The sequence below is a fragment of the Mycobacterium sp. NGS33 genome, assembly GCF_059812885.1.
Window position 1 is genome coordinate 34,854 of sequence record NZ_JCALDN010000028.1, and the last position, 16,344, is coordinate 51,197.

Sequence of the window (16,344 nt, forward strand, 5' to 3'; positions counted from 1 at the left end):
AGCGCGGTTATCCACAGGTCGCCGGGGTTTCGACGCACCAGAAATTGGGTAAAATCGCCCGGTGAAAACTCGCCGCACACGTACCCCTCGGGCGGGCACCGCGCGGTCAGCGGGCCGGTTGATCGGCCTGGGCGCGTCCGCCCTGGTTATCGCCGCTGGCCTGCTCGCAAACCCCGCCGTGGCACCCAAAGCCTCCGCCTTCGACTGCCCTGACGTCGAAGTCATCTTCGCCCGGGGCACCAACGAACCCACCGGCCTGGGCCGGGTCGGCGACGCCCTGGTGGACTCGCTGCGCCAGCAGACGGGCTTGAACATCCTGCCCTACGGGGTGAACTACGCCGCCAGCAAGCTGCAGCTGCACGGCGGCGACGGCGCCAACGACACCATCGACCGCGTCAAGAAGAGCGTGGAAACCTGCCCGAACACCAAGATCGTGCTGGGCGGCTACTCCCAAGGCGCGTCGGTGATGGACATCGTGGCCGGCGTCCCGATCGGCGGCATCAGCTGGGGCAACACCCTGCCCGTGCAATACGCCAACAACGTCGCCGCCGTCGTGACCTTCGGTGACGTGGCCGACCGCGCCGGAGGGTCGCTGCCCACCAAGAGCGCGCTGCTGGGCTCCAAGGCCGCCGACTACTGCAACCCCAACGACCCGATCTGTCACGCGGGCGAGGGCAACGAATGGAGCGGGCACACCGAGGGCTACGTCCCCGTCTACACCACGCAGGCGGCGTCGTTCGTCGCGCAGAAGCTGGCGGCCGCCGGCCTCGGACAGCAGTCGCCCGCCTTCGGTCCGCCGCTGGGCCCCGGCTACGGCCCGCAGCAGCCGGGCTACGGCCAGCAGTCGCCGGTTAACGGGCAGACCCCCGGTTCGGGCCCGTCGATTCACGACGGCGGTCCGGGGCCCGCAACCGGTCCGGTCGTCCCGACCACGACCGCACCGCAAGCACCTCTCGTCTAAATCGTTACCGTCGGGTTATCAACGCCCCCTTAACATCGCTGTGTGAGGCTTATCCCGTTAGGGCTGGGCATCGGAATTGGCGCGACGGGCGCGTTATTGATTGCCCCCCAATTGATTCCGCATGCGTCGGCGTCATGCCCCGGCGTTGAAGTGGTGTTCGCCCGCGGCACCGATGAACCGCCCGGTGTGGGCAAGGTAGGCGGTGCGTTCGTCAGCTCGTTGCGCGAGCAGACTCGCAAAAGCGTTGGTGCATATGGGGTGAACTACCCGGCAAGCAAGGACTTTCTGGCCGCCGCCAACGGCGCCAATGACGCCAGCACCCACATCCAGCAGATGGCCGCCAACTGTCCCGGCACCAAACTGGTGCTGGGCGGGTACTCGCAGGGCGCCGCCGTCGTCGACATCGTCACGGCGGCACCGGTGTCCGGCCTCGGCTACCGCCAGCCGCTGCCGCCCGCGGCCGCCGATCACGTCGCCGCGGTCGCCCTGTTCGGCAATCCGTCCGGCCGGGCGGGCCAACTGATGAGCGCCCTGTCCCCCAACTTCGAGGGCAAGACCATCGACCTGTGCAACCCCGGCGACCCGATCTGCTCGTCGGGCCTGCAGTGGAGCTCGCACCTGAGCTACGTGCCCAGATTGACCAACAAGGCGGCGACTTTCGTGGCGGCCCGGGTCTAGCGCGAACGAATGTCGCGGGTGATCAGATTGCGCGCCGCCAGCTGGTCATCCGGCGGGTAGTCGACGGCGACCAGCGACAACCCGTGCGCGGGCGCGGCGGCGAAGTCGCTGGATCGCTCTGTCGCGCTCAGCAATTCGCGGCAATACGAAACGGGCCGGCGGTGCTCGCCGACGGCCAGCAACGCACCGACCAGCGAGCGCACCATCGACCAGCAGAACGCGTCGGCGCTGACCTGCGCGGTGATCAGGTCGCCGTCGCGGGTCCACTCCAGGCGCTGCAGTTCGCGAATGGTGGTGGCGTTCTCGCGATGACGGCAGAACGCGGCAAAGTCGTGTAGCCCCAGCAGGTCTCGTGACGCGGTCGCCATCGCCTCGACGTCCAGCGGACGCGGCCAGGCGGTGACGTAGCGGGCCTGCAGCGGCTGCACGCCCCAGGGCGCCGTCGAGAGCCGGTACACGTAGTGCCGGCGCAGCGCCGAGAACCGGGCGTCGAAACCCGCCGGGGCGCGGGTGATGTCGACGACGCGGACGTCGGTCGGCAGGAACCGGCCCAGCCGGCGCAGCAGCGGCAAAAACTCGGGCTCACCGATCTGCGGTGCGCGCGGGTAGGCGTTGGGCAGCGCGGCCAGCGGCACGTCGACGTGGGCCACCTGCCCGGTGGCATGCACGCCGGCGTCGGTGCGTCCCGCCGCGCGCAGGCGCACCGGCGTGCGAAACACCGTCGTCAGCGCCTCGTCGAGGATCCCAGCCACGGTCCGCTGGCCGGCCTGAGTGGCCCAGCCCGCGAAACCTGTTCCGTCGTAGGCGATATCGAGCCGCAGACGGACCTGAGAGTCCGGGTCGCTAACTCTCGTCAGCCTCGTCAGCCTCTTCGGCCTTCTCGGCCTCGGCCCGCGCCTCGATGGCCTCGTCGTGCTTTTCCTCGGCGGCGGCCTCGGCCTCCGTGGCCTCCGAAACCTCGGGTGTCTCCGTGGCCTCGGTCTCGGTCGCCTCCTCGGCCGTCGGGCCGACGGCTTCCTCGGGTTCGACGGCCGCCTGAGGCGCCGCCGCCGCGGCGACCGGGGCGTCGGACTTCTTGGAAGCCTTCACCCGACGGGCCCGGTCGGCCTCGGAGGTGACGGTCTTCTCCCGCACCAGCTCGATCACGGCCATGGGCGCGTTGTCGCCCTTGCGCGGCTCGACCTTGATGATGCGGGTGTAGCCGCCGTTGCGGTCGGCGTAGAACGGGCCGATCTCCGCGAACAGGGCGTGCACCACGTCCTTGTCGCGGATCTTCTTCATCACCTCACGACGGTTGTGCAGCGCACCCTTTTTCGCGTGCGTGATCAGCTTCTCCGCGTAGGGCCGCAGCGCCCGCGCCTTGGGCTCGGTCGTCTTGATCCGGCCGTGCTCGAACAGGGAGGTGGCCAGGTTGGCGAGAAGCGCCTTCTGGTGCGAAGACGACCCGCCGAGGCGAGGTCCCTTGGTGGGCTTGGGCATTGCGACTATCTCCTCATCGGGGGCCGGCCCCCGTATCAGGTAGGGCCGGGACGGACTTTCGTCGGTTGTGTCCGGTTCCTCAGCGGCCGCTGCACGGCCGCATTGTCACCGGACGGCTCTTAGAGCTGTTCGGTTTCGGCGTAGTCCTGGTCGTCGTAGGACGCCTCGGACGACCAGGTGCCGGTGGCGACGTCGTAACCCGCGACCTGCGAGGGGTCGAAGCTCGGCGGGCTGTCCTTGAGCGACAGGCCCAGCTGGTGCAGCTTGACCTTCACCTCGTCGATGGACTTCTGCCCGAAGTTACGGATGTCGAGCAGGTCGGACTCGGTGCGGCTGACCAGCTCGCCGACGGTGTGCACACCCTCGCGCTTGAGGCAGTTGTAGGACCGCACGGTCAGGTCCAGGTCGTCGATCGGCAGGGCGAACGACGCGATGTGGTCGGCCTCGGCCGGCGACGGCCCGATCTCGATGCCCTCGGCTTCGACGTTGAGTTCGCGTGCCAGACCGAACAATTCGACCAGGGTCTTACCCGCCGACGCCAGCGCGTCGCGGGGGTTGATCGAGCTCTTGGTCTCGACGTCCAGGATCAGCTTGTCGAAGTCGGTGCGCTGCTCGACACGGGTGGCGTCCACCTTGTAGGTGACCTTGAGCACCGGCGAGTAGATGGAATCGACTGGGATACGGCCGATTTCGGCACCCGAGGCGCGGTTCTGCACGGCCGGCACGTAGCCACGGCCGCGCTCGACGACCAGCTCGACCTCGAGCTTGCCCTTGTCGTTCAGCGTCGCGATGTGCAGGTCGGGGTTGTGCACGGTGACACCGGCGGGCGGCACGATGTCTCCCGCGGTGACCTCACCCGGGCCCTGCTTGCGCAGGTACATGGTGACCGGCTCGTCCTCCTCGGACGACACCACCAGGCCCTTGAGGTTCAAGATGATCGCGGTGACGTCTTCCTTGACGCCCGGCACGGTGGTGAACTCGTGCAGCACGCCGTCGATGCGGATGCTGGTGACGGCCGCACCCGGAATCGAGGACAGCAGCGTCCGGCGCAACGAATTGCCCAGGGTGTAACCGAATCCCGGCTCCAGCGGTTCGATGACGAACTGGGAGCGGCTGTCGGTGAGGACTTCCTCCGACAAGGTGGGTCGCTGAGAGATCAGCATGGTGTTTCTTCTTCTCCTTCTCGGCACCCGCTATTTGATGCCGCTGTGTTGTCCGCTCCGACCCGCTGCACCCGGCTTCGCCGCGCTTGCGATCGTCGCAGACCTGAACCAGGTTGGCCCAGGGGTCTTTACTTCGAGTAGAACTCGACGATGAGCTGCTCGGTGAGCGGCACGTCGATCTGCGCCCGCTCGGGCAGCTGGTGGACGAGGATGCGCTGACGCTCCCCCACCACCTGCAGCCAGCTCGGGATCGGGCGGTCGCCCGCGGTCTCCCGCGCGATCTGGAACGGCACGGTGTTCAGCGAGCCGTCCCGCACGTCGATGATGTCGTACTGCGACACCCGGTAGCTGGGGACGTTGACGTGCACGCCGTTGACGCTGAAGTGTCCGTGGCTGACCAGCTGACGCGCCATCCGGCGGGTGCGGGCCAGGCCGGCGCGGTACACGACGTTGTCCAGCCGGCTTTCCAGGATGCGCAGCAGCTCTTCACCCGTCTTGCCGGGCTGGCGCACGGCCTCTTCGTAGTAGCGACGGAACTGCTTTTCCATCACGCCGTAGGTGAAGCGGGCCTTCTGCTTCTCCTGCAGCTGCAGCAGGTATTCGCTTTCCTTGATCCGCGCGCGGCCGTGCTGGCCGGGCGGGTAGGGGCGCTTCTCGAACGCCTGGTCGCCGCCGACGAGGTCGGTGCGCAGCCGGCGTGATTTGCGGGTGACGGGTCCGGTGTAACGAGCCATTGGGTTCTTTTCCTCCTAGACCCTGCGTCGCTTCGGGGGGCGAACGCCGTTGTGCGGCTGGGGGGTGACGTCGGAGATCGCACCGACCTCCAGACCGGCGGCCTGCAGCGACCGGATCGCCGTCTCCCGGCCCGAGCCCGGGCCCTTCACGAACACGTCGACCTTCTTCACGCCGTGTTCCTGCGCCTTGCGGGCCGCGTTCTCGGCGGCCAACTGCGCGGCGAACGGCGTCGACTTGCGCGAGCCCTTGAACCCGACGTGACCCGACGACGCCCAGGCGATGACGTTGCCCTGCGGGTCGGTGATGGTCACGATCGTGTTGTTGAACGTGCTCTTGATGTGGGCGGCACCGTGCGGGACGTTCTTCTTTTCCCGGCGACGGGTCTTCTGCCCCTTCTTGGGGGCAGCGGCTGCCTTCTTGGCTGGTGGCATGGGGGGTTACCTGGCCTTCTTCTTGCCGGCGATGGTGCGCTTGGGGCCCTTGCGGGTGCGCGCGTTGGTCTTCGTCCGCTGGCCGCGCACCGGCAGGCCGCGGCGGTGCCGCAGGCCCTGGTAGCAGCCGATCTCGATCTTGCGACGGATGTCGGCCTGAACCTCGCGGCGCAGGTCACCCTCCACCTTGAGGTTGGCTTCGATGTAGTCGCGTAGGTGGGTCAGCTGGTCATCGGTCAGGTCCCGGGTGCGCAGGTTCCGGTCGATGCCGGTGGCTTCCAGGATCTCGTTCGACCGGGTGCGGCCGACGCCGAAGATGTAGGTCAGGGCGATCTCCATCCGCTTGTCGCGCGGAAGGTCGACGCCTACTAGTCGAGCCATAGGTGGCGTTTCCTCTTTTTTCTAGGCGGAGGTCTGATCCCAGCCCGTTCCCGATCCCACGTGGGTGTTATCGGGGCCCGGCCTCCGACCGGGCGTGGATGAGCGACGCTGATTCGTCTTTTTTGGCGCTTGACGCGCCAGGCAGCTCAGTGGTGCTGGGAGGTCTGCATTCAGTTGTGTTGGTGCCGGGGCGATCAGCCCTGGCGCTGCTTGTGGCGCGGATCGGAGCAGATCACCATGACCCGCCCATGCCGACGGATCACCCTGCACTTGTCACAGATTGGCTTGACGCTCGGGTTCACCTTCACGGCTGTTCGATCCTGTTCTGTCTGTTCGTAGGTTGTTGGAGCTCAGGCGCTGCTACTTGTACCGGTACACGATGCGGCCACGGGACAGGTCGTAGGGAGACAACTCCACCACCACCCGGTCCTCCGGCAGGATGCGGATGTAGTGCTGCCGCATCTTGCCGCTGATGTGGGCAAGCACCTTGTGGCCGTTCTCCAGCTCAATGCGGAACATCGCATTGGGCAGCGGCTCGACCACCCGACCTTCCACCTCGATGGCGCCGTCCTTCTTGGCCATAACTAGTTAAGAATCCTCGTCGTATAGTTTCGTTCTCGTCTGCGCCTAGTCGACGCGACAGTGCACCGACTTGGAACGTGAGCCGGTGACAGGAAATTCCTAGGGACTTGGCACACAAAAAGTCGGCGCGGATGCCGCACCGTTGTTCCACGATACCTGGTTGTTCCGCTGCACCAAAATCGCTGTCGGCGGAACGCGGCCGGCCTCCCTCGACCTCCCGCACGGCCGCTGACGAGCGCATACTTAACGCCGATGACTAATCCCTCGGCCCCCTCCGGCCCGCCCGAGGCCGCAGCGCACCAGCGCAAGCCCGTCATGCTGACCGTCGACGACGATCCCTCGGTGTCTCGCGCCGTCGCCCGCGACCTGCGTCGCCACTACGGCGAGGACCACCGGATCGTGCGCGCGGAATCCGGACCCGACGCGCTGGGCACGCTCAAGGAGCTCAAGCTGCGCGGCGAGACCGTCGCGCTGCTCATCGCCGACTACCGGATGCCGCAGATGAGCGGCATCGAATTCCTCGAGCAGGCGATGGACTTGTATCCCGCGGCGCGCCGGGTGCTGCTGACCGCCTACGCCGACACCCACGCCGCCATCGACGCGATCAACGTCGTCGACCTGGACCACTACCTGCTCAAGCCGTGGGATCCCCCGGAGGAGAAGTTCTACCCCGTCATCGACGGGCTGCTGGACGCCTGGCGGGCCGCACCCGAGCACCCCATCCCGCACACCAAAGTGATCGGTCACCGCTGGTCGGCGCGGTCATGGCAAGTCCGCGACTTCTTGGCCCGCAACGGCCTCTACTACACCTGGTTCATGGCCGACGAGCCCGCCGGCGAGCGGCTGCTCACCGCGGCCGGCGAGGACGGCCTGCGGCTGCCGGTGGTCATCACCCAGCGCGGCGACACCCTGGTCGAGCCCACCGATGCGCAGCTGGCCGAGACCCTGGGCCTGACCACCACGCCGTCGCAGGAGTTCTACGACCTGATCGTGGTCGGCGGTGGGCCCGCGGGCCTGGCCGCGGCCGTGTACGGCGCCTCCGAGGGGCTACGCACCGTGCTCATCGAGCACACCGCCACCGGCGGGCAGGCCGGGCAGAGCTCGCGCATCGAGAACTACCTGGGCTTCCCGGACGGGGTGTCCGGCGGCCAGTTGGCCGACCGGGCGCGGCGGCAGGCGGAGAAGTTCGGCGCCGAACTGATCACCGCCCGCAAGGCGATCGCCCTCGAGGTGAACGGGTCCAAGCGCACCGTCCGGTTCGCCGACGGCGGCTCGGTCGACGCGCACGCGGTCATCCTCGCCACCGGCGTCGCCTATCGCCAACTGCAGGCCGAGGGCTGCACCGAGCTCACCGGTTGCGGCATCTACTACGGCGCGGCCATCTCCGTGGCCTCGGAATGCGAGGGCGAAGAGGTCTACGTGATCGGCGGGGCCAACTCGGCCGGGCAGGCGGCCATGTACCTGTCGCGGACGGCCAAGACGGTCAACATCGTGGTGCGCGCCCCGTCGCTGGAGGCCTCGATGTCCTACTACCTCATCTAGCAGATCGAAGCGAACCCCAAGATCAACGTGCTGACCTGCACCGAGGTTCAGCGCGCCACCGGCGACGGCCACCTGGAGCAGCTGAGGCTGGTCAACAACCGCACCGGCCAGGTCGAGGACGTCACCTGCGGCCGGATGTTCATCTTCATCGGCGCCGCCCCGCGTACCGACTGGCTCGACGGGGTGCTGGCCCGCGACGACCACGGCTTCATCCTGACCGGGCCGGACCTGCGCAACGTGTGCGGCTGGACGCTGGAACGCCCGCCGCATCACCTGGAAACCAGCGTGCCCGGGGTGTTCGCCACCGGCGACGTCCGCTCGACCTCCGCCAAGCGGGTCGCGGCCGCCGTCGGCGAAGGGTCGATGGCCGTCATGCTGGTCCACCGCTACCTGGCCGAGAACTAGGAGAAGCATGACCGGCCCCGAATCGGCGAAGGTGCCCTGCCAACCCGACGAGCTGCGCAGCCTGTTCCTGTTCGAGGCGCTGACCGACGACCAGCTCGCGATGCTGTGCGCCAACGGGCACATCCAGCAGTACGAACCGGGTCCCATCTGTGTCGAGGGCGAGCCGGCGACCTGCTTCTACGTCCTGCTCGACGGGGAGCTGACCATGACCAAGCTCTCCGGCGGCCAGGACATCGAGACCAACCGCACCTCGCAGCGCGGCGTGTACTGCGGGGCCTGGCGGGCGTTCACCGGCGGCAAGCAGAAGAGCTACGACGCCTCGGTGCACGTGACCAAGCCGTCGCGCTTCTTCGTGATGGACGCGCCGGTGTTCGCCCAGTTCATGAAGGACCAGTTCCCGATGGCGGTGCATCTGCTCGACGGCATCGCTGTCGGCACCGACCGGACCCGCCGGATCATCGACAACCGGGAGAAGCTGCTGGCGCTGGGCCGGTTGTCGGCCGGGCTGACCCACCAGCTGAACAACCCCGCGGCGGCGATCTCGCGGTCCGCGGCGGATCTGCGCGAACGGGTGGCCAACATGCGCCACAAGTTGGCGATGCTGGCCGACGGGACCATCACCCCGGAGGCGCTCAGCGCCCTGGTGCGGCTGCAGGAGAGGGTGGCCGAGCAGGTCGCCAAGTCGGCCTCACAGCATTTGACCGCGCTCGAAACCTCCGACCGCGAGGACGCCGTCGGCGACTGGCTGGAAGAGCACGGCATCGACGGCGGGTGGGACATCGCGCCGACGTTCGTCGAGGGCGGGGTCGACACCGATTGGCTGGAGCGGATCTCCGCGGTCACCGAGGAGCTCGCGTCGACATCGCTGGAGCAGGCGATCCGATGGATCAACTACACCATCGAGAGCGAGCTGCTGATGAATCAGATCCTGGAAGCCAGCAAACGGATTTCGGCGCTGGTCGCCGACGCCAAGCAGTATTCGCAGATGGATCGGGCCCCGTTCCAGGTGACCAACGTGCACGATCTGCTGCGCAGCACGCTGGTGATGTTCGCCGACCGGCTGACCAAGGACGCGACCAAGGGCGCCGGGGGCGACCGCGTCGTCACCGTGGTCAAGGACTTCGACCAAAACCTTCCCGAAATCCCTTGCTACCCAGGTGATCTCAATCAGGTGTGGACCAACATCATCGACAACGCGCTCGCCGCGATGCGCGACACCGGGGGCACCCTGACCATCCGCACCTGCGCCGACGGCGACAACCTGGCCCGCATCGAAATCTGCGACACCGGACCGGGCATACCCGAGGACGTGCGCGAGCACATCTTCGAGCCGTTCTTCACCACCAAACCCTTCGGCGAGGGCACCGGGCTGGGCCTGGACCTGGCGTTCAACATCGTCGTGAAGAAGCATCGCGGCGACCTGCGGGTGGAGTCGGTGCCCGGCGACACCCGGTTCATCGTGCTGCTCCCGCTCACGGCGCCCGCCGCCGACGTCGCGGCCACCGATCTCGAAGACGTCGACGAGGATCTGGCCGTTTCGGAATAGCTTTCGCGGGGCGCAGGTTGGGAACAACCATGACCGATGCAGCGAGCAAGCCCGACCTCGGCCGGTTCGGATCGTTCGGACGCGGCGTCACCCCCGAACAAGCCAAAGACATCGAGGCGCTGGGCTACGGCGCCGTCTGGGTCGGCGGTTCACCGCCCGCCGAGCTGTCCTGGGTCGAACCCCTCCTGGAAGCGACCACGACGTTGCAGGTGGGCACCGGCATCGTCAACATCTGGACAGCGGCCGCCAAGCCGGTGGCCGAATCGTTCCACCGCATCGACAAGGCCTACCCCGGCCGCTTCCTGTTGGGCATCGGCGTCGGGCATCCCGAGGCGCACACCGAGTACCGCAAGCCCTACGACGCGCTGAGCGACTACCTCCAGCAGCTCGACGACTACGGCGTGCCCGCCCACCGGCGGGTGGTGGCGGCGCTGGGCCCGCGCGTCCTCAAGCTGTCCGCGGAGCGCTCGGCCGGAGCGCACCCGTACCTGACCACCCCCGAACACACCGCGCGGGCGCGGGAGATCATCGGGCCGTCGGCGTTCCTGGCGCCGGAGCACAAGGCGATCCTGACCACCGACGCCGAGAAGGCCCGGGCGGTCGGCCGCAAGGCGCTCGACGTCTATTTCAACCTCGCCAACTACCGAAACAACTGGAAGCGGCTGGGTTTCAGCGAGGACGAGGTCACCCGTCCCGGCAGCGACCGCCTGGTGGACGCGGTGGTGGCGTACGGCACGGTGGACCAGATCGCCGCGCGGCTCAAAGAACACCTCGACGCCGGCGCCGATCACGTCCCCGTGCAGGTCCTGACGAAGGATGAAAACCTGGTCTCGGCGCTGGCCGAACTGGCGGGGCCACTGGGGTTGAAGCAGTCCTGACCGATCACCGAGGGGGAAGCCGGATGACCGAAGGAGTTTCACTCAAGCCCGAGCTCGGCCGGTTCGGCGTGTGGCTGCCCACCCGCTCCATCTCCCCCGAATTGGCCGCGGGCATCGAATCGCTGGGATACGGCGCGGCCTGGATCGGTGGCTCACCGGACGCCGAGCTGTCCTGGGCCGAGCCGGCCCTGGCGCGCACGACGTCGCTGCAGCTGGCCACCGGGATCGTCAACATCTGGTCGGCGCCCGCCGGGGCCGTCGCGCAGTCCTTCCGGCGGATCGAAACCGCCCACCCCGGAAGGTTTTTGCTGGGCATCGGGGTGGGCCACCCCGAGCACACCGCGCAATACGTGAAACCGTACGACGCCCTGGCCTCCTACCTCGACGAACTCGATGCCGCCCCGGTGCCGACCAGCCGGCGGGTGCTCGCCGCGCTGGGCCCGCGAGTGCTGCGGCTCGCGGCGCAGCGCAGCGCCGGCGCGCACCCCTATCTGACGACGCCGGAACACACGGCCAAGGCGCGCGATTTGCTCGGCGGGGCAGTGTATTTGGCGCCCGAACACAAGGTGGTGCTCACCACCGACGCGGAGCGGGCGCGGGCGATCGGCCGCCAGACGGTCGAGTTCTACCTGGGCCTGAGCAACTACGTGAACAACTGGCTGCGGCTGGGGTTCACCGAGGCCGACGTGCGCAAGCCCGGCAGCGACAGGCTGATCGACGCGGTGGTCGCCTACGGGACACCGCAGGACATCGCGGCGCGGCTGGGTGAGCACCTCGAGGCCGGGGCCGACCACGTGGCGATCCAGGTGCTCGGCGCCCACGCCGAGGAAACGCTGCTACCTGCGCTAAGCGAATTGGCCGGAGCTCTGGGGCTAACTCGCGCAAACTGACCGATCGGCTCGGTTAGGGTTTGGGCATGCGGTTACTGGTCACCGGCGGCGCGGGATTCATCGGCGCCAACTTCGTGCACAGCACGGTCCGCGAACACCCCGAGGATTCCGTCACGGTGCTCGACGCCCTGACCTATGCGGGTCGGCGCGAGTCACTGGCCGACGTCGAGGACTCCATCGAGCTGGTGGTCGGCGACATCACCGACGCCGAGCTGGTGTCGCGGTTGGTCGCCGAATCCGACGCGGTCGTGCACTTCGCCGCGGAAAGCCACGTCGACAACGCGCTGGAGGGCCCCGAGCCGTTCCTGCACACCAACGTCGTCGGCACCTTCACCATCCTCGAGGCCGTGCGGCGTTACGGCGTGCGGCTGCACCACATCTCGACCGACGAGGTCTACGGAGACCTGGAGCTCGACGACCCCCAGCGGTTCACCGAGGCGACCCCCTACAACCCGTCCAGCCCGTATTCGGCGACCAAAGCGGCCGCGGACATGCTGGTGCGGGCGTGGGTGCGCTCCTATGGCGTGCGCGCGACGATCTCGAACTGCTCCAACAATTACGGGCCGTATCAGCACGTCGAGAAGTTCATCCCGCGCCAGATCACCAACGTGCTCACCGGCCGGCGGCCCAAGCTGTACGGCGCCGGCGCCAACGTCCGCGACTGGATCCACGTCGACGACCACAACAGCGCGGTGCGGCGCATCCTGGACTCCGGCGAGATCGGGCGCACCTACCTGATCAGTTCCGAAGGCGAGCGTGACAACCTGACCGTGCTGCGCACGCTGCTGCAGATGATGGGCCGCGAGCCCGACGACTTCGACCATGTCACCGACCGCGCCGGCCACGATCTGCGTTACGCCATCGACCCGTCCACCCTGTACGACGAATTATGTTGGGCGCCAAAGCATACCGACTTCGAGGAGGGTCTGCGTGCCACCATTGACTGGTATCGCGCGAACGAATCGTGGTGGCGCCCGTTGAAAGACGCCTCGGAAGCCCGCTACGAAGAGCGTGGGCAGTAGCGTGCAGGTTCGCGAACTGAAGATCCCCGGCGCCTGGGAGATCACCCCGACGGTGCATGGCGATTCGCGCGGGCATTTCTTCGAATGGCTCACCGACAAGGGCTTCAGCGGCTTCGCCGGTCACCGCCTCGACGTCCGGCAGGCGAACTGCTCGGTGTCCTCGGCGGGCGTCTTGCGCGGATTGCACTACGCCCAGGTGCCGCCGAGCCAGGCCAAGTACGTGACCTGCGTTCGCGGTTCGGTGTTCGACGTGGTCGTCGACATCCGGGAGGGCTCGCCGACCTTCGGGCAGTGGGACTCCGTGCTGCTCGACGACACCGATCACCGGACGATCTACATTTCCGAAGGCCTCGGCCACGGCTTCCTGGCGCTGCAAGACAATTCGACGGTGATGTATTTGTGCTCGGCGGAATACAACCCGCAGCGCGAACACACCATTTGCGCGACGGATCCGGCGCTGGCCATCGACTGGCCGCTGGTGGATGGCGCGCCGCCCAATCTGTCCGACCGCGACGCCGCCGCGCCCAGCTTCGACGAGGCGCGCGCCTCCGGCCTGCTGCCCACCTGGGAAGAGACGAAGGCGTTTGTTGAACATATGTACAGCAAATAGCTGCGCTTGCATATCTGCCTATGCCCCATGTCCTACGCGGTCGACCCGGGGCATGAAGACGGGACAGATCGATTCTGAAAACGCGAATTCCCTAAATCCGCCGAGAGGGGTTATACGATGGCGCCTGGGGGCGGGTCGCGGAGGAACGGGGATCGCATGAGTTTGGGGCGCGCATTCGATCCGCGGTGTAACGCACTGAACGCGTGGCGCCTGCTCCTGGCAGCGGAAGTGATTTTCATTCACTCCTGGGGGGTCACAGGGCGCACCCTCTCGCTCAAGCCCGTTTATCAACTTCTTCTTTGTGTGGGCGTAGACGGGTTCTTCGCGATCTCGGGATTTCTCATCACTGCAAGTTGGCTCAGCAATCCTCGGGTTCGCGATTATTTTACGGCGCGAGCGTTGCGGATCCTGCCTGGTTTCTATGTCTGCGTAATCGTTACCGCGTTTGTCTTCGCCCCGATCGGGGTGGCGATGCAAGGCGGCTCGGCCGTCAAGCTTCTTGCGTCCGGTGCGCCGTTGGAGTTTCTGTTGGAAAACAGCGCGGTGGCGCTGGTGAAGTTCGATGTCGGCGGGACACCGCAGGGGGTTCCAGTTACGGGGAACTGGAACGGGTCGTTGTGGTCCCTCATCTGGGAAGTGATGTGCTACGTCATCGTTGCCGGCATCGGCGTGGCCGGACTAGCTAGCCGCCGTTGGGTTTCACCGGCGATATTGGTGCTGGCGCTGATCGGGGCGTCGTTATTGCCTCCGCTTACCTCTCCTGAGGAATTGACTCACCAGCACGGCAACGCGCCGCTAGTCCCACTCATGTTTTTGGCCTGCCGGACCGCCATCATGTTTGCGTCAGGCGCGCTCCTCTACCAGTGGCGAGACAAGATCCCCGCTCGATGGTCTCTCGTAGCGGTGAGCCTGGTCATCGTTGCAGCGGCTAGCCTGCTGCCCGACTACCGTATGGTGGCTGCCATTCCGCTGGCTTACGCCATCATTGTGTCCGGCGTCCTGATCCACAACAAACACTTGAGATTACGCACGGATCTCTCTTATGGCGTCTACATTTACGCTTTCCCGATTCAGCAGCTGCTCGTCATCGGAGGACTCATGTGGCTAAATCCATTCGCGTTCTTCGGCGTTGCCACGATAGCGACCCTGCCGCTGGCCGCCGCGAGCTGGTTTCTGGTCGAAAACCCTGCGCGGTCTCTCAAACATCGCCTGATGCGGAAGCGATCTCTGCCCGATCTCGCCGAAGGCGGCAACCACGATGTCACTGGGGTAGACGTCGTTGCGGACCGGCCGAACCCGGTAACCCCGACTAGCGCCCATTCGTCTGCGCAACAGTTTGAAACGACCAATGCTCACGGTGCAGTCGCACCGATAAACCGACGCGCTGAACCACAGTCAGGAGGACCGGAAAGCCAGCCACTCCTCGACGGGCTGGCGCTGCGATGGCCTCGGGAGCGCGCGCGGGGAACCACGAGCGGAGCCGGATGACGATTGGGCAGGTCTTCGATCCGCGAAACAATGCGTTAAACGCGATACGGCTCGCCCTGGCGGCCGAAGTAATGCTGTTTCACAGCTGGCCAATCACGGGCAGGGTACCGCCCACAGCGATTCTCCAGGTTTTCTTCTCGGTCGGCGTTGACGGTTTCTTCGCAATCTCAGGGTTTCTTATCACTGCGAGTTGGCTCAACGACCCTCGAGTCCGCGACTACCTCGTCGCTCGGGCCCTTCGCATCCTTCCTGCGTTTTATGTCTGTTTGGTCGTCACCGCGTTTGCGTTCGCCCCGCTCAGTGTGGCGATTCAGGGCGGTTCGGCCGCGAAGCTGCTGCAGTCAAGCGCCCCTTTCGAATACGTATTGAAGAACAGCGCGGTGGCGTATCTTCGCACCAACGTCGGCGGCACGCCCCTCGGCGTGCCATGGGCGGGACGTTGGAACGGTTCCCTTTGGTCCCTCGTGTGGGAGCTGATGTGCTACTTGGCCGTCGCCGTTATCGGTGTGGCTGGACTCGCTAATCGGAGATGGGTTTCTCCTGCGATCTTGGCGCTGGCAACGCTTGGGGCAATGGTGTTGCCGCCTCTGACACTGACGGAAGCATGGACGGTGCCGCAGCTCGCTGTGCGCTCCGCAATCATGTTTTCGGCAGGAGCGCTTCTTTATCAGTGGCGAGACAAGATTCCTGCTCGGTGGTCGCTTGTAGCGGCAAGCGTGGTTATCATCTTGGCGTCCAGCCAGCTGCCGGATTATCGGGTAGTCGCTGCCCTTCCTCTGGCGTATGCCGTCGTCGCTTCAGGTGTCCTCGTTCATGACAAGCGCCTTGGACTACGAACGGATCTGTCCTACGGCGTTTACATCTACGCGTACCCCACTCAGCAGATGCTGGCAGTATGTGGCTTGACCTGGCTAAATCCTGCTTTCTTCTTTGCTCTGTCCGCGTTAGTGACCTTGCCGTTAGCCGCGCTGAGTTGGTTCTTAGTAGAGAAGCCTGCGAGGGCCCTGAAATTTCGTCTCAAGCGCAAATGGTCAAGCTTGGACCTGGCCGAAGTCTCTAACCCTGACGTCAGTCCGGTTGACCCCGTCAATCCTCCGGCGCCAAACACTCCTCATCCCACCTAGAACTCGGCCGCGATGGCGCAAAGACGCCCTTGCGCATCAGTGCGGTTGCATAAACGACGGCCTACAGCGAACTAAATGCGTGGCGGAGTGACCGCTTAATCGGATAGAGGGGCATCACGCCTAACCACTAGAACGCCAAACCCCCACAGCACCAGCGTGATCGCCTCGGCCGTGACGCTGACGGCCGCGTAGGGCGCTGGGTCCCAGCCGCGTTCGGAGAAGCCGGACAGGCCGACGGTGCGCGACAATACGAACGCGACCAGCGAGCCGGCCGCCAGCGCGGCGCCCGCCCAGCGCAGCCAGGCGGGCCCGCCGACCAGGATCAGCAGCGCGAGCGCGAACGAAACGCTGGCCTGGGCCATGAACGCCGCGCCGATCGTCGGAATGTGTTGGTAGCCATGGATATAGTGAGGGGGACCCGTTTGGGTC

17 protein-coding genes and 2 pseudogenes are annotated in these 16,344 nt (G+C 66.4%); 10 read left to right on the forward strand and 9 right to left on the reverse strand.

Going from position 1 to position 16,344, the window contains the following annotated elements; genetic code table 11:
• Positions 1-121 precede the first annotated feature (121 nt).
• Both AC5Y5B_RS24600 and AC5Y5B_RS24605 read left to right on the forward strand, forming a co-directional pair.
• Positions 122-961 (forward strand): cutinase family protein, encoded by an 840-nt coding sequence (locus AC5Y5B_RS24600; RefSeq protein WP_500007229.1) that lies wholly within the window; start codon positions 122-124, stop codon positions 959-961.
• 42 nt (positions 962-1,003) lie between these two features.
• Positions 1,004-1,639, forward strand: coding sequence for a cutinase family protein (locus AC5Y5B_RS24605; RefSeq protein ID WP_500007207.1), 636 nt, complete (start codon positions 1,004-1,006; stop codon positions 1,637-1,639).
• Here the strand turns inward: AC5Y5B_RS24605 and truA are convergent.
• The 8 genes from truA to infA all read right to left on the reverse strand — a co-directional run bounded on the left by truA (position 1,636) and on the right by infA (position 6,410).
• Positions 1,636-2,505, reverse strand: a complete 870-nt coding sequence (gene truA, locus AC5Y5B_RS24610; RefSeq protein ID WP_500007231.1) for a tRNA pseudouridine(38-40) synthase TruA — start codon at positions 2,503-2,505, stop codon at positions 1,636-1,638. The two genes, AC5Y5B_RS24605 and truA, sit on opposite strands and share 4 nt — an antisense overlap.
• Positions 2,483-3,118: a 50S ribosomal protein L17 gene (rplQ, locus tag AC5Y5B_RS24615; RefSeq protein WP_500007209.1), complete on the reverse strand. Its 636-nt coding sequence runs from the start codon at positions 3,116-3,118 to the stop codon at positions 2,483-2,485. The genes truA and rplQ overlap by 23 nt, the downstream gene beginning before the upstream one ends.
• A 119-nt stretch (positions 3,119-3,237) precedes the next feature.
• Positions 3,238-4,281, reverse strand: coding sequence for a DNA-directed RNA polymerase subunit alpha (locus AC5Y5B_RS24620; RefSeq protein WP_112632633.1), 1,044 nt, complete (start codon positions 4,279-4,281; stop codon positions 3,238-3,240).
• Positions 4,282-4,409: 128 nt separating this feature from the next.
• A complete protein-coding gene (gene rpsD / locus AC5Y5B_RS24625; RefSeq protein ID WP_008260255.1) occupies positions 4,410-5,015 on the reverse strand; it encodes a 30S ribosomal protein S4 in 606 nt (201 codons plus the stop codon).
• Between the two features lie 15 nt (positions 5,016-5,030).
• Complete coding sequence (gene rpsK, locus AC5Y5B_RS24630; protein WP_007773475.1) at positions 5,031-5,447, reverse strand: 30S ribosomal protein S11; 417 nt, start codon at positions 5,445-5,447, stop codon at positions 5,031-5,033.
• Between the two features lie 6 nt (positions 5,448-5,453).
• Entirely contained in the window at positions 5,454-5,828 is a 375-nt protein-coding gene (gene rpsM, locus AC5Y5B_RS24635; RefSeq protein ID WP_066880444.1) for a 30S ribosomal protein S13, read from the reverse strand.
• Positions 5,829-6,022: 194 nt separating this feature from the next.
• Positions 6,023-6,136: a 50S ribosomal protein L36 gene (rpmJ, locus tag AC5Y5B_RS24640; protein ID WP_003879483.1), complete on the reverse strand. Its 114-nt coding sequence runs from the start codon at positions 6,134-6,136 to the stop codon at positions 6,023-6,025.
• Positions 6,137-6,188: 52 nt separating this feature from the next.
• Positions 6,189-6,410 (reverse strand): translation initiation factor IF-1, encoded by a 222-nt coding sequence (gene infA / locus AC5Y5B_RS24645; protein WP_003418601.1) that lies wholly within the window; start codon positions 6,408-6,410, stop codon positions 6,189-6,191.
• 252 nt (positions 6,411-6,662) lie between these two features.
• Here infA and AC5Y5B_RS24650 point away from each other — a divergent pair.
• The 8 genes and pseudogenes from AC5Y5B_RS24650 to AC5Y5B_RS24685 all read left to right on the forward strand — a co-directional run bounded on the left by AC5Y5B_RS24650 (position 6,663) and on the right by AC5Y5B_RS24685 (position 15,915).
• Positions 6,663-8,357 (forward strand): annotated as a pseudogene (locus tag AC5Y5B_RS24650) (NAD(P)/FAD-dependent oxidoreductase).
• A 7-nt stretch (positions 8,358-8,364) separates the two neighbouring features.
• The gene (locus AC5Y5B_RS24655; RefSeq protein WP_500007214.1) at positions 8,365-9,903 is read left to right on the forward strand and encodes an ATP-binding protein; all 1,539 of its coding nucleotides are present in this window, start codon (positions 8,365-8,367) and stop codon (positions 9,901-9,903) included.
• 29 nt (positions 9,904-9,932) lie between these two features.
• Positions 9,933-10,781 (forward strand): LLM class F420-dependent oxidoreductase, encoded by an 849-nt coding sequence (locus tag AC5Y5B_RS24660; protein WP_500007216.1) that lies wholly within the window; start codon positions 9,933-9,935, stop codon positions 10,779-10,781.
• A gap of 23 nt (positions 10,782-10,804) precedes the next feature.
• Positions 10,805-11,671, forward strand: a complete 867-nt coding sequence (locus tag AC5Y5B_RS24665; protein WP_500007218.1) for an LLM class F420-dependent oxidoreductase — start codon at positions 10,805-10,807, stop codon at positions 11,669-11,671.
• A gap of 26 nt (positions 11,672-11,697) precedes the next feature.
• Positions 11,698-12,693 carry a dTDP-glucose 4,6-dehydratase gene (rfbB, locus tag AC5Y5B_RS24670; RefSeq protein ID WP_500007220.1) on the forward strand — a complete coding sequence of 332 codons (996 nt, stop codon included), beginning with the start codon at positions 11,698-11,700 and terminating at the stop codon, positions 12,691-12,693.
• Between the two features lies 1 nt (position 12,694).
• A complete protein-coding gene (gene rfbC, locus AC5Y5B_RS24675; RefSeq protein WP_500007222.1) occupies positions 12,695-13,303 on the forward strand; it encodes a dTDP-4-dehydrorhamnose 3,5-epimerase in 609 nt (202 codons plus the stop codon).
• A gap of 156 nt (positions 13,304-13,459) precedes the next feature.
• Positions 13,460-14,611, forward strand: a pseudogene (locus AC5Y5B_RS24680) (acyltransferase family protein); the annotation flags it as partial.
• 176 nt (positions 14,612-14,787) lie between these two features.
• Positions 14,788-15,915: an acyltransferase family protein gene (locus AC5Y5B_RS24685; RefSeq protein WP_500007224.1), complete on the forward strand. Its 1,128-nt coding sequence runs from the start codon at positions 14,788-14,790 to the stop codon at positions 15,913-15,915.
• Between the two features lie 95 nt (positions 15,916-16,010).
• Here AC5Y5B_RS24685 and AC5Y5B_RS24690 read toward each other — a convergent pair whose 3' ends face one another.
• Positions 16,011-16,319 carry a hypothetical protein gene (locus tag AC5Y5B_RS24690; RefSeq protein ID WP_500007233.1) on the reverse strand — a complete coding sequence of 103 codons (309 nt, stop codon included), beginning with the start codon at positions 16,317-16,319 and terminating at the stop codon, positions 16,011-16,013.
• Between the last annotated feature and the right edge of the window lie 25 nt (positions 16,320-16,344).

Bases quoted from the DNA above. Each gene is read 5' to 3' on its own strand.
- AC5Y5B_RS24660 (WP_500007216.1), top strand. From the start codon at position 9,933: ATGACCGATGCAGCGAGCAAGCCCGACCTCGGCCGGTTCGGATCGTTC.
- rplQ (WP_500007209.1), bottom strand. From the start codon at position 3,118: ATGCCCAAGCCCACCAAGGGACCTCGCCTCGGCGGGTCGTCTTCGCAC.
- AC5Y5B_RS24665 (WP_500007218.1), top strand. From the start codon at position 10,805: ATGACCGAAGGAGTTTCACTCAAGCCCGAGCTCGGCCGGTTCGGCGTG.
- rfbB (WP_500007220.1), top strand. From the start codon at position 11,698: ATGCGGTTACTGGTCACCGGCGGCGCGGGATTCATCGGCGCCAACTTC.
- rpsM (WP_066880444.1), bottom strand. From the start codon at position 5,828: ATGGCTCGACTAGTAGGCGTCGACCTTCCGCGCGACAAGCGGATGGAG.
- rpsD (WP_008260255.1), bottom strand. From the start codon at position 5,015: ATGGCTCGTTACACCGGACCCGTCACCCGCAAATCACGCCGGCTGCGC.
- AC5Y5B_RS24655 (WP_500007214.1), top strand. From the start codon at position 8,365: ATGACCGGCCCCGAATCGGCGAAGGTGCCCTGCCAACCCGACGAGCTG.
- rpsK (WP_007773475.1), bottom strand. From the start codon at position 5,447: ATGCCACCAGCCAAGAAGGCAGCCGCTGCCCCCAAGAAGGGGCAGAAG.
- infA (WP_003418601.1), bottom strand. From the start codon at position 6,410: ATGGCCAAGAAGGACGGCGCCATCGAGGTGGAAGGTCGGGTGGTCGAG.
- AC5Y5B_RS24620 (WP_112632633.1), bottom strand. From the start codon at position 4,281: ATGCTGATCTCTCAGCGACCCACCTTGTCGGAGGAAGTCCTCACCGAC.
- AC5Y5B_RS24685 (WP_500007224.1), top strand. From the start codon at position 14,788: ATGACGATTGGGCAGGTCTTCGATCCGCGAAACAATGCGTTAAACGCG.